Source organism: Caulobacter sp. P1_B12_2, assembly GCF_056406675.1.
This window is the reverse complement of record NZ_JBFTZS010000093.1, coordinates 1-12,411: the sequence shown is the minus strand read 5'-3', so window position 1 is coordinate 12,411 and position 12,411 is coordinate 1. Positions and strand designations below refer to the sequence as shown.

Below are 12,411 nucleotides of genomic sequence, written 5' to 3'. Positions count from 1 at the left end.
GGCGAACACTTGCCCCCACCTGGCGGCTGCGCCGCCTGTCCGCCCCCGTAGGGGGCGGAGGCCGTCGCGCTGAACGCCTCTTCCCCCTATGGGGGAAGACGACCGCGAAGCGGTCCGTAGGGGGCAAGTGCTCTCCGGCTCAGGCCTTCATCAAGCCGCCGTCAGCTGCCACTCGCCCTTGCCGTCCTTGCAGGCGCTGTAGCGCTCGCTGGTCGGCGCCGTGCCCTTGGTGCTGATCGAGGCGTTGATGATCCGGCAGCTGGGCGCCGGGCCATAGCCGCTCTGGTTCAGCAGCGAGGACGAGACATAGCCCACGCCGTAGCCGTTGCGGCCGACCAGCAGCCAGTTGCTGTTCGGGGCGCCGCCCAGAACCTCGACCCGCTCGCCGGCCGACAGCTTGCCGACCACCTTGCCGCTGGTCGAGGGGCCCGAACGCAGGTTGGCGGTCGAGCGGGCGGTGTAGTCGCCGCCGACGGCGTCATAGCTGCGCAGCGCGGTGACGCCGCGCTCGAAGCGCAGGTTGTCGCCGCTGAGCGGCGGGCCGTAGGACGAGGACACCACGTCGATGCGGCCCGCGGCGCCGGTGCGCGAATTGCTCCAGGTTTCCGACTGGCCGTTGTCCAGGGCCCGCTTGGTGGCCTGCTGGGCCAGGGCCTGGTCGGTCGACTGCATGCGGCAGCCGATATAGGCCCCCGCCGCCGCGCCGGCCGCGCCGCCCAACACCGTGCCGAGGGTCTTGTTGTCCTTGGCGACCGTGCGGCCCAGCAGGGCGCCGGCCGCGGCGCCGATCAGGGCTCCGCCTTCCTGCTTCTTGCCCGAGCCCTCGCAGCCGAACAGGCCGCCGATGCCCTTGGACTGAGCCATGGCCGGCAGCGGCGCCGCCACCAGCGAGGCGAGAACGGCGGCGACCGCGGTGGTCGTAACGATCGAATGCTTGACCATGGGGGAAGGTCTCCTTTGCAAGACTCCGGACCTTCGAAGGAAGGCCCGTTGGCGCCTGACGTCCCCATGATACAAGTGATCAACGATAAGGGAGAATGGAACGTGCAGGACAAGCCAGACTATAGCTGCTTCGATGTCGAGATCGAGACAGGCGTGGCGCATCTGCGCCTGAAACGTCCCGAGGCCCTCAACACCATGACCCGGGCGTTCTGGAACGAGCTGCCGGCCATCATCCGCGACATCGACGACAACGCCCGCGCGCGCTGCATCGTCATCTCCTCGACCGGCAAGCATTTCTGCGCCGGCATGGACCTGTCGGTGTTCACCGACGGCGAGGGCGTGACCGGCGGCGAGCCCGCCGACCGCTTCGTGGCCGCCGAGAGCTTCCGCCGCCATGTGCATCACCTGCAGGACACGTTCAGCTGCCTGGACGAGGCCCGCATGCCGGTGATCGCCGCCATCCAGGGCGGCTGCATCGGCGGGGCGGTGGACTTCACCAGCGCCTGCGACATCCGCTACGCCAGCGCCGACGCCTTCTTCACGATCCACGAGATCAACATCGGCATGACCGCCGACGTCGGCACCTTCCCGCGCCTGTGCAAGCTGATCCCCGAGGGCTGGGTGCGCGAGCTGGCCTACACCGGACGCCGCCTGCCCGCCGCCCGGGCCCGCGACATCGGCCTGGTCAACGAGGTGTTCGCCACCCACGAGGAGGTCGTCGCCCACGCCCTGGCCACCGCTCGGGAGATCGCCAGCAAGTCGCCCCTGGCGGTGGCCGGCAGCAAGGTGATGATCAACTACGCCCGCGACCACTCGATCAAGGACGGCCTGGACTACATCGCCACCTGGCAAACCGGCATGTTCTCGCCGCCGCACATGCTGGAAGCCTTCCAGGCCAAGGCCCAGGGCCGGGAACCGACCTATCCGGACCTCGTCCCGCTGCGCAAGCGGATGTAGAGACCCGACGAGCCCCTCACTGTCTCACGAAGGCGAGGTCGCGGACGCCGTTCGCCCAGGCGCTGAAGCCCGTGACCTCGCCGCCGGCGGCTCTGGCGAACACGAAGGTGGTCGTTCCGCGCAGCCGCGTGGTGAAGCCGTCGGCGAAGCTGGGGCTCAGCGGCCATTCGACCGCGAAGGGCTGGCGCATGACCAGGCGATCGCCCTGCCGGAGCACCGTGATCCGGGTGTCCAGCTCGGCGCTGTAATAGGTGCCCACATAGGCGGCGAGCGCGGCGCCGTCGGTCGTCGCGACCGGCACGGCGACAAAGCGCTGACCGGCCCCGCCGTGGCTCAGGGTGAATTCCGCCGCCTTCGCGCCCTTCCGGGCGAACCGGACGCTGTCGCCGTCGGGGTTCTGGAAGCGGTCCGCGCCCAGCCAGGTCAGCGCTTGAGACCGGCCCCGCTTCAGCGTCAGTTGACCGTCGGCCGCCTCCAACTGGACCAATTCGCCGGTCACGGGGTTGCGGAACAGGCCCTGATACGGCGCGAAGTCCTTGGGCGACTGGGCCGCCGCGACCGCCTTGGGCGCCGACACGACAGCGGCGGCCTGAGCGTCGCCCGTCGCCAGCAGCGCCTGCCCGGCCACCCGCTCTCCCATCGCGACAGGGTCTATCCCGCCGTTGTTGCACATCACCGCGATCGAGATCCCCTGGTCGGGATAGCGGCCCAGCCAGGTCTTGTAGCCGCCGGTCGAGCCGCTGTGCGACACCAGCCGCCGGCCGTGATCACGGGTGATCTCCAGGCCCAGGCCGTATTCCAGCGGCGCGCCGTCGCTCAGGCGCCCAGGGGTCTGCAGGGCGACCGCCAGGGCCGGGCCGCCGGGCAGGGCCGACGGCTTGTCCAGGAACGCGTTCCAGACCAGCAGGTCGCCGACCGTGGTCAGCAGGCCGCCGTTTCCGTAGACGTTGGTGAAGGGCATGTTGGCGACGAAACCCTCGTCGGCCGGCGCATAGGCGCTCGCGCGCCCGGGCACGACGGTGCGGAAGTCCTCGCGCCAGCGCGTATGGCTCATGCCCAGGGGCTGGAACAGGCGCTGGTCGGTGAACTGCTGCAGCGTCTTGCCGCTGACCCGCTCGATGATGATCGCCGACAGCGCGTAATTGGTGTTGGTGTAGAGAAATTCCGCGCCCGGCTGGAAGTTCAGGCCCTTTTGGCGCGAAGCCAGATCCAGGATCCCGGCCTGGCTGTGCACCTGGGTTCCCGGCGGGTTTCCGGTCAGGGCCAGCAGGCTCCACTGTTCGCGCAGGCCGCTGGTGTGGGTGAGCAGATGGCGGATCGTGACCGGCGCGCCGTAGTCCGGCATTTCCGGCAGATAGCGCCGGATGTCGTCGTCCAGGCTGAGCTTTCCGTCCTGGACGAGCAGCATCATGGCCGCGGCGGTGAACTGCTTGGCCAGCGAGCCGGTCTCGAAGACGCTGGCCGGGGTCAGCGGGTCGGGATGCTCCAGGTCGGCCTGCCCACGGGCGACCGTCGTCGCGGGGGCTCCGGCGATCGCCACGCCCGCGACGCAGCCGGGACCCGTCGGCGCGATCGATGCGAAGACCGTATCCWGATCCAGCTTCGGGGTTTGAGCGGACGCCGCGGGGCCGAGACCGGCGAAGACGCCGGACAGGGCGGCGACGATGACATAAGCGACTGGACGCATGGGAACCCCCGTTGAAGGCCCCGTCCCTAGAGCTCTGGACTTGGGCCGCCAATGCGCCATCGGTGAACGGCGTCGCTCGTCGGTGAACGGCCGCGCCCACCTCCGGGTCGGCTAGCCGCCGAGCCCCTCCGGCAGTTCCGCGTTCGTCAGGTCGCAGCCGTCCAGCTTGCACCGGGTCAGATCCGCGTTGATCAGGCGGACGCGGTGCGCGCTGGCCCCGGTCAGGTCGGCGCCGCGCAGCACGGCGCGGCTGAGGTCGGTGCGCAGCACCCGGCCCTGGGCGATGTTCAACGGCCCCAGCTTGGCGCCGGTCAGGTCGGCCCGCGACAGCTGGGCGCCGACGAGGCGCGCGCCGCGCAGGTCGGCGCCGCGCAGATTGACCCCGCGCAGGTCGGCGTCGGAGAGATTGGCCCCCTGCAGCTCGACCTTCTCCAGGTTCATGCCGAAGAAGATCGCGCCCGGGGCCGACAGGCCGGCCAGCCTGCGCCCCTTCAGCCGCTTCAGCGGGCGGAAGTCGACCATCGGGATCTTGGCGATCGCGCCGTCGCGCCCCTCGCTGGTCACGTACAGCTCATGCGCCTCGAGAATCTCGTGCAGCGGCGCGTCGTCGACATAGATGATCGGCGGCGGGGCGCGCAGCACCTCGGTCAGGTCGGCGCCGTCGAAGGTGGTCCCGGCCAGGTCGGCGCCGGTCAGCACGGCCCGGCGCAGCGAAGCGCCGCTGAGGTCGGCGTTGTAGAGATTGGCCTGGGACAGGTTGGCGCCGTTCAAGATCGCGCGGTTCAGCCGCGCGCCCTTCAGGCTGGTCCCGCAAAGCTCGGCGTCGGTCAGGTCGGCCACCCGGGCGAAGGCGTCGCCCACATGGGCGCCGTCCAGCCTAGCCCCTTGCGTCACCGCGTGCTCCAACTCGCCACGCCGGACCCGATGCTGGAGGATCTTGAAGCCGTCGACGCTGTCCTGGGTGGCGGTGACGCCCTCGCGCAGATCGCAGCCGGAAAGGTCGGCGCCGCTCAGATTGGCCCCGCGCAGGCAGACGCCGCGCAGATCGCAGCGCGACAGGTCGGCCTCGCGCAGGTCGGCGTCGCGCAGGTCCGCCCCGTAGAGCGTGGCCCGGGTCAGGACGGCGCGGGCCAGCAGGGCGCCGGACAGGCGGGCGCCGGTCAGGTCGGCCTCGGAAAGGTCGACGCCCTCCAGGTTGACGTTGTCGAGATCGACATAGGAGAGATTGGCGCGGGTCCCCTTGGGCAGCCCCTTGAGATAGCGCGCGTGCGCCTCGACCACGGCCTTCAACGCCTTGAGCGGAAGCGAACGGATCAGGCTCTGCGGTGTGGTGGGCTGGGTGGACGGGGCGGCGGACATGCGAAGGGCTCTTTTTCAGAGAGCCTTGCAGGACAGCTTTAAGGAAACGTTCGGTTTGTCTCGAAAAGTCAAAGCCATCCGCGTCTTTTGAACCACAGCAGCGGTCCGGCCGCGGCGATGACCATCATGACCAGGGCGAACGGGTAGCCGTGCAGCCAGGCGAGCTCGGGCATGTGGGCGAAGTTCATGCCGTAGATCCCGGCCACCAGGGTGGGCGGCAGGAACATCACCGAGAACACCGAGAAGATCTTGAAGATGGCGTTCTGCTCGATGTTGATCAGGCCCAGGGCCGCGTCGAGCAGGAAGGTGATGTTGCCCGACAGGTAGCCGGAGTGGTCGGTGATCGACTGGACGTCGCGCTGCAGCGATTTGAGGTGGTCGCGCAGTTCCTTGTCACCCTCGAACTGCTCGGCCAGCGTGGCGAAGCTGAGCAGGCGGGCCAGGCTGACCAGGCTGTCGCGGGCCTTGGAGTTGACGATCTGGGCACGGCCCAGGCGGTTGAGGATGGCCTCGAACGCCCCGCCGCGCGGACGGCTGAAGATGATCCGCGACTGGGCCTCGACCTCGCCGGAGGTGCGCTCCAGGATGTCGGCGGTGCGGTCGATGACCGCGTCCAGCAGCCCCAGGAACGTCTGGGCGCCGCTGGGGCACAGGCTGGGCTGGCGCTCGGCCTGGGCGGCGAACACCGCGAAGGACTTGGGTTCGACATAGCGGATGGTGACCAGTCGCTGGCCGGTCAGCACGAAGGTCACAGGGGCGGCGGTGGGCAGGTCGCCGTCGGCGTTGACCAGCACCGTGGCGGTCATGAACGTGCCGCCGTCTTCCTGGTAGAGGCGCGAGGAGGCCTCGATCTCGGCCATTTCCTCGCGGGTGGGCAGCAGCAGGCCGATCGACTTCTCGACCGCCACTTCCTCGGCCCGGGTCGGGCTGACCAGCTCGATCCACACCGCGTCGGCGGGCAGCACCCAGTCGGGCGTCAAGCCGCCGGGCTCGAAACCCGGCGCGCCATGGCGCAGCACCCTCAGCATGTGGAAATGGCCTTGTTCACGCGCCGGGCATGGCCCAGAGCGAGCACGGCGTCAACGCGCGGGTTGCGGCTTGTCGGCGTCTTGTGACTGGGACTGCGCGATCAGGGCGGCGATCCGGTCGGTCGAATCGGCGGCCTGGTTGATCATGTCCAGCGGCGAGCTGGCGCGGACCGAGGCGGCGACCTGGTTGGCGGCCGACTTGGCCAGCGAGACGGCGGCGTTCTGGGCCAGGGCCAGCTTGCTGGTCGCGGCGGCGATCGTGACCGCCTGGTTGTTCTGATAGATGAAGCCGTGGGTCGGATAGACCGTTGTGCCCAGGTCGCGGATCGGGTCGTACCAGACCTTCACTTCGCTCCAATCGCCGGCCGGCGAGACGTCGACGACGGTGACGTCCTTTTCGACCTGGCCGCGGCCCCCGTCGATGATCGACCAGTTGGCGTGGGTCACCTGGATCACGCGGTCGGTCAGCACCTGGCTGACGAAGGCGACGTGGCCGAGGTTCATGCGGGCGGTGGGCTTGAAGCAGAGGACGGCGCCGGACTTGGGCACGAAACCCGTATCGTACTTGCCGACCGCCTGGCTCCACCAGGTGCGGGCGTCGCCGAAGATTTGGATGCCCGACATCAGACGCGCGAACGGAACGCACTGCCAGTACCCGTCAGCGACCGCGCCGGACATCGGCACAAGGCTGATCATGGCGGCAGCGGCCAGGGAACCCCAGAGGGCCCTTTTCCGTTTCGTCATGCTGTGGGTACTCCCCGCGTCACTAGGGTTAAGGGATAACCCTCGCAGGGAAATATGAAAAGTCTGTTTATCCGGCCTCGGCTGTGGCAGGGCGTCGCTGCCTCCAGCTGCTAGCCCAAGATTTCATCCGCTCGCGGGCAGGCTTTTCGACCAGATGGTACGAGATCGCCGACAGCGGGACCAGAGCAAGCACCACCGCCAGCCAAGCATAGAGCGGCAGCTGATCGCCCTCGATCTTCAGAAGCTTAAGCGCTGCATTGACCGCCAGGATCTTCCACGGGATGCAGATCATGTAGGTCGAGTAGCTGATCTCGCCCAGATACACGAGCGGGGCCTGGGTCGCGAAGGTCGACCCCGTCGCGGCCAGGCCCGCGAGGCTCACGACCAACGCACCCAGGGTGATAACAATCAGATGATCAGGTGCGCCGAAGTGCACGGCCAGCAGGACGGCGGCGCCCGCAAGACAGGCGCCCACCCCGGAAAAGCGGCCGCTGACGGCGCCCGAACGCCACAGGGCGTGCAGGGCGCAGCCGTAAGCGAAGCACGGCACGATGCGCAGGAAGCCCCAGCGAATCGTCGCCTCGGTCAGCGAAAAGCCCGCCAACTTCTGGAACAGCGGATAGAGGACGGCGATCAGGGCCAGGGCCAGGCCGACGGCCAGGCGGGGCCGGTCGCGCAGTCGCCAGGCGGCGAAGGCGAAGGCCGGGAAGCTGAGATAGGCGAACCACTCGGCCGAGATCGACCACGACGGGTGGTTCCAGCCCGAGACCGGCGCGAAGCCCCAGGCCTGGACCAGCAGCAGATTGGCCGGCAGGGCGCTCCAGGCCAGCATGTTGTGATCGACGGCGATGCCGGCCAGGCCCGCGGCGACAGCCATCAGCCCCACGCCCGCCAGGGTGACCAGGTGCAGCGGATAGACCCGCGCCAGCCGGTTCCACAGGAAGTCGCCATAGCGGAACGTCCCGGTCCCGAAGCCTTGCAGATAGACGTGGCAGAGAATGAAGCCCGACAGGGTGAAGAACGCCTCGACGCCCAGATAGCCCTTGCCGATCATCGCCGGCGGGACCGCCGCCGAGAGGTTGGGCCAATAGTGGTACAGCACCACCCAGAAGGCCGCGAAGAAGCGAAGGGCCGTCAGGGGCTTGATATTGGCGGCGTCGGGCATCATCTCGAAATCTCGGTTTGGCGAAGCCTGGGGGCTTCCGTCGCGTTCCTTGCATGAACGGCGCCTACAAGGGGGTAGGCGATGACGCGTTTTCCGAACCGGAACTTAGAACGGTACGATGAACGAACTCCTTCAACTCGCCGCGAGCCCAGCCGCCTGGGCCGCCCTGGTCACGCTGATCGTCATGGAAGTCGTGCTTGGCATCGACAACCTGGTGTTCATCTCCATCCTCTCCAACAAACTTCCGATCGAGCACCGCCAGAGGGTCCGTCGGATCGGCATCTCCCTGGCCCTGATCATGCGACTGGTCCTGCTTTCGACCATCGCCTTCATCGTCGGCCTGACCGCTCCGGTCTTCGACCTGGGCCTGGCCGGTCCGCTCTCGCACGGCGAACCCACCTTCGAGACGGCCTTCTCATGGCGTGACCTGATCCTGATCGCCGGCGGCCTGTTCCTGATCTGGAAGGCCACCAAGGAAATCCACCACAGCGTGGATCCCAACACCGGCGACGCGGCGCCCGACGTCAAGACGGCCGCGATCTCGAACGTCGGCAGCGCGATCTTCCAGATCATCCTGCTGGACATCGTGTTCTCGATCGACTCGATCCTGACCGCCGTGGGCATGACCGATCACCTGCCGATCATGATCATCGCCGTCGTCGTCGCGGTGGGCCTGATGCTGGTGGCCGCCGATCCGCTCGGCAACTTCATCAACAACAATCCCACCGTGGTCATGCTGGCCCTGGGCTTCCTGCTGATGATCGGCGCGGTGCTGATCGCCGAGGGCTTCGGGGTGCACGTGCCCAAGGGCTACATCTACGCCGCCATGGCCTTCTCGGCCGGCGTCGAGGGCTTGAACATGATGTCCCGGCGCAAGGGCGGGGGCCAAAAACACTAAAGCTCTCCCCCTCCACCTTTCAGCCGTCATTCCGGGCCTTGTGCCCGGAATCCCTGCTTCAATCCGCAGGTGAAGTGCAATGGCGCGCCAGCGCGCCACTCGTCCGCGCCTGCGGCGGACAGAGGGGTCCCGGGCACAAGGCCCGGGATGACGGACTTTAAGCTGCAGGCGGCAGGTGACGTGGCGAGGCCGCATGTTTATGTCATCCGCCCGCCTCCGTGGATGACGCCGCCGCATGACCACCGCCCAGACCTTCACCGACACCGAGCGCCGGACGACCCTGGCCGGGCTGATGATCGTCTTCCTGCTCAGCGCCCTGGACCAGACGGTGGTCTCCACGGCCATGCCGCGGATCATCGCCGAGCTGAACGGCCTGACCCTCTATTCGTGGGTGACCACCGCCTATCTGCTGACCTCGACGGTGATGGTGCCGATCTGGGGCAAGCTGGGCGACATCTACGGCCGCAAGCCCGTGCTGCTGGCGGGCATCGCCATCTTCCTGGCCGGGTCGTGGCTCTCAGGCCTGTCAGGCGAGTTCGGGTCGGTGCTGGGCATGAGCGGCATGGTCCAGCTGATCGTCTTCCGCGCCCTGCAGGGGATCGGCGGCGGCGCGCTGTTCACCACCGCCTTCGCGATCATCGCCGACCTCTATCCGCCGCGCGAGCGGGGCAAGTTCGCCGGCATCTTCGGCTCGGTGTTCGGCCTGGCCAGCGTGCTGGGCCCGCTGATCGGCGGCTATTTCACCGATCACGGGACGGTGCAGATCGGCTCGCACCTGATCGCCGGCTGGCGCTGGGTGTTCTACGTCAACCTCCCGCTCAGCCTGCTGTCACTGTTCATGATCCTGGTGAAGATGCCGCCGCTGGAGCACCGGCGGAGCGGCGCGGTCGACTATGTCGGCGCGATCCTGCTGATCGCCGCCTTCGTGCCGCTGTTGCTGGCCCTCAGCCAGGGCGGCCACGACTTCGCCTGGAGCTCGCCCCAGAGCCTCGGCCTGTTCATCTTCGCCGCCGTGGCCCTGGCCCTGTTCCTCTACGTCCAGACCAAGGTCAGCAACCCGCTGGTGCCGCTGCGCCTGTTCGGTAACCGGGTGTTCGCCACCGCGAACCTGGCCGGCTTCCTGATCTCGATGGCCTTCCTGGGCGTGGTGACCTTCCTGCCGCTCTACATGCAGCTGGGCCTGGGGGTGGACGCCACGACCAGCGGCCTGGCCATCCTGCCGCTGATGGGCGGGCTGATCGTCGCCTCGACCGCCGCCGGCCAGCTGGTCAGCAAGACCGGCCGCTACAAGCCGCTGATGATCGTCGGGGCGGTGCTGCTGCTGGTCGGGATCGGCCTGCTGACCCAGGTGAGCGTCCACACCACCTTGCCCGACCTGTGCTGGCGCATGGCCATCGTCGGCCTGGGCCTCGGCCCCGGCCAAAGCCTGTTCAACATCGCCACCCAGAACGCCGTCGAGGTGCGCGACATCGGCGTGGCGACCAGCTCCAACCAATTCTTCCGCCAGATCGGCTCGACGATCGGGGTGGCGGTGTTCGGCGCCCTGCTGACCCACCGCCTGGCCAACGAGGGCCAGGGCGTCGACCTGGGCGCCCTTCAGGGGCTGGCCCTGAAGGCCACCGCGACCGGCGCCGCCCGCCACGCCGACCCGGTCCTGGCCCAGGCCCTGACCCACGCCATCACCGGCGTGTTCGCGGCGGGGCTGTTCGTGATCGCCGCGGGACTGGTGGTGATCTTCCTGATTCCGGAGCTGCCGCTGCGGGGGCGCCAGCCGGGGCCGGAACCGGTGCTGGAGAAGGAACCGGTTTAGGCGTTCACAGGAAGCTGTACGGGTCCACGTCGAACACCACGCGCACCGAGTTCGGGACCTTGGCCCTCGCCCGCCAGGCGGCCAGGAAGCCCTGCAGGTCCACCGACCGATCGGCCCGGACCAGGAAGCGCTTACGCCGTCGGCCGCGCACCAAGCCAAGCGGCGCGTCGGCGGGGCCGAACACCTCGACCCCGTCGGCGTTGGGCGTGGCGGCCGCCAGGGCGTTGCAATAGGCCTCCAGGGCCACGGGATCGGGTCCGGAGGCGATCACCGCCGCCAGGCGTCCGAACGGCGGCAGGCCGGCCTCCTGGCGCATGGCCATCTCGGCCTCGACGAAGGCGTCGCGGTCCTGGGCCTTCAGGGCCTGAAGCACGCCGTGCTCGGGCGAATAGGTCTGTAGAAGCGCTCGCCCCGGCTTCTCGTGCCGTCCGGCCCGGCCCGCCGCCTGGGCCAGCAGTTGGAACGTCCGCTCGCCGGCCCGCAGGTCGCCGCCGCGCAGGGACAGGTCGGCGTCAACCACGCCCACCAGGGTGAGGTTGGGGAAATTGTGCCCCTTGGCCGCCGCCTGGGTGGCGACGAGAATGTCGATCTCGCCGGCCGCCATGCTCTCGACCAGGGCCCGCGCCCCCGCCGCGTCGAACACCGTGTCGGACGAGAACACCGCGACACGGGCGTCGGGGAACAGGTGGCGCGCCTCCTCCTCGACCCGCTCCACGCCGGGGCCGATCGAGGTCAGGCTGTCCTTGGCCCCACAGTGCGGGCAGGCGTCGGGCTTCTTCATCGAGAAACCCGTCAGGTGGCAGACCAGGCGGCCGGTATAGCGGTGCTCGACCAGCCAGCTGTCGGTGTCCGGCGACTTCATCTTCTCGCCGCAGGCCTTGCACAGCACCAGCGGCGCATAGCCCCGGCGGTTCAGGAACAGCAGGCTCTGCTCGCCGCGTGACAGGGCCACCGACACCGCCTTGATCAGCGGCGGCGACAACCAGCGGCCCGGTTCGGGCGGGGTCTCGCGCATGTCGATCAGGTCGATGTCGGGCAGCTGGGCCGCGCCGTGGCGGGCCGACAGACGCAGCCAGCGATAGCGGCCCTGCTGGGCGTTCCACAGGCTCTCCAGCGACGGGGTGGCCGAGGCCAGCACCACCAGCGCCCCCTCGATCTTGGCGCGGGCCACGGCCAGGTCGCGGGCCTGGTAGATGAAGCCCTCCTCCTGCTTGAACGAACCGTCGTGCTCCTCGTCGACCACCACCAGCCGCAGCTTTCGGAACGGCAGGAACAGGGCCGAGCGGGCGCCGACCACGATCCGCGCCGCGCCGGTGGCCACGCCTTCCCAGGCCCGCCGGCGCTTGGGCGGCGAGACGCCCGAGTGCCACTCGACCGGGGCCGCGCCGAATCGCTGCTCGAAGCGGGCGATCACCGCCTGGGTCAGAGCGATCTCGGGCAGCAGGATCAGCACCTGGCTGTCGGGGTCGGCGGCCAGGGCGGCGGCCACGGCCTCCAGATAGACCTCGGTCTTGCCCGAGCCGGTGACCCCGTCCAGCAGGGCCGCCTGGAAGCCCCCGGCGGCCAGCATCTCGCCCAGCACGTCGGCCGAGGCCCGCTGGCTGGGGTTGAGGGTCTGGGGCGGCAGCGACAGGTCCGGCTGCGGGAAGCTGGCGTCCGGTTCGATCCAGGTGACGGCCAGCACGCCCTCGTCGACCAGCCCCTTCACGACGCCGGCCGAGACCCCGGCGGCGGTCGCCAGGGCGCCCGAGGCCAGCGGGCCGGCTTGCGCGGCCGCCAGCACCTTCAGCCGCGCCGGCGTCACCTTGGCCGGCTGGGACC

At 69.1% G+C, this 12,411-nt stretch carries 10 protein-coding genes; 3 read left to right on the top strand and 7 right to left on the bottom strand.

Going from position 1 to position 12,411, the window contains the following annotated elements:
* Positions 1-150 precede the first annotated feature (150 nt).
* Entirely contained in the window at positions 151-942 is a 792-nt protein-coding gene (locus AC1DZ6_RS08155) for an SH3 domain-containing protein (RefSeq protein ID WP_477096693.1), read from the bottom strand.
* Between the two features lie 66 nt (positions 943-1,008).
* Here AC1DZ6_RS08155 and AC1DZ6_RS08150 point away from each other — a divergent pair, with 66 nt between their 5' ends.
* Positions 1,009-1,899, top strand: coding sequence for a crotonase/enoyl-CoA hydratase family protein (locus AC1DZ6_RS08150; RefSeq protein ID WP_477096692.1), 891 nt, complete (start codon positions 1,009-1,011; stop codon positions 1,897-1,899).
* A 16-nt stretch (positions 1,900-1,915) separates the two neighbouring features.
* On the opposite strand, the gene AC1DZ6_RS08145 is transcribed toward AC1DZ6_RS08150, so the two are convergent.
* The 5 genes from AC1DZ6_RS08145 to AC1DZ6_RS08125 all read right to left on the bottom strand — a co-directional run bounded on the left by AC1DZ6_RS08145 (position 1,916) and on the right by AC1DZ6_RS08125 (position 7,882).
* Complete coding sequence (locus AC1DZ6_RS08145) at positions 1,916-3,586, bottom strand: serine hydrolase (protein WP_477096691.1); 1,671 nt, start codon at positions 3,584-3,586, stop codon at positions 1,916-1,918.
* Between the two features lie 111 nt (positions 3,587-3,697).
* Positions 3,698-4,945, bottom strand: a complete 1,248-nt coding sequence (locus AC1DZ6_RS08140) for a pentapeptide repeat-containing protein (RefSeq protein WP_477096690.1) — start codon at positions 4,943-4,945, stop codon at positions 3,698-3,700.
* Positions 4,946-5,013: 68 nt separating this feature from the next.
* Positions 5,014-5,973 (bottom strand): magnesium transporter CorA family protein, encoded by a 960-nt coding sequence (locus tag AC1DZ6_RS08135; RefSeq protein ID WP_477096689.1) that lies wholly within the window; start codon positions 5,971-5,973, stop codon positions 5,014-5,016.
* A gap of 51 nt (positions 5,974-6,024) precedes the next feature.
* A complete protein-coding gene (locus AC1DZ6_RS08130; protein ID WP_477096688.1) occupies positions 6,025-6,717 on the bottom strand; it encodes a CHAP domain-containing protein in 693 nt (230 codons plus the stop codon).
* 67 nt (positions 6,718-6,784) lie between these two features.
* Positions 6,785-7,882 carry an acyltransferase family protein gene (locus AC1DZ6_RS08125; RefSeq protein ID WP_477096694.1) on the bottom strand — a complete coding sequence of 366 codons (1,098 nt, stop codon included), beginning with the start codon at positions 7,880-7,882 and terminating at the stop codon, positions 6,785-6,787.
* Positions 7,883-8,000: 118 nt separating this feature from the next.
* On the opposite strand from AC1DZ6_RS08125, the gene AC1DZ6_RS08120 reads away from it, so the two are divergent.
* Both AC1DZ6_RS08120 and AC1DZ6_RS08115 read left to right on the top strand, forming a co-directional pair.
* Positions 8,001-8,780: a TerC family protein gene (locus tag AC1DZ6_RS08120; protein WP_477096687.1), complete on the top strand. Its 780-nt coding sequence runs from the start codon at positions 8,001-8,003 to the stop codon at positions 8,778-8,780.
* A 235-nt stretch (positions 8,781-9,015) separates the two neighbouring features.
* Entirely contained in the window at positions 9,016-10,590 is a 1,575-nt protein-coding gene (locus tag AC1DZ6_RS08115) for an MDR family MFS transporter (RefSeq protein ID WP_477096686.1), read from the top strand.
* Between the two features lie 4 nt (positions 10,591-10,594).
* Here AC1DZ6_RS08115 and AC1DZ6_RS08110 read toward each other — a convergent pair.
* Positions 10,595-12,411 (bottom strand): primosomal protein N' (locus AC1DZ6_RS08110; RefSeq protein WP_477096685.1); only part of this gene is annotated, 1,817 nt, incomplete at its 5' end.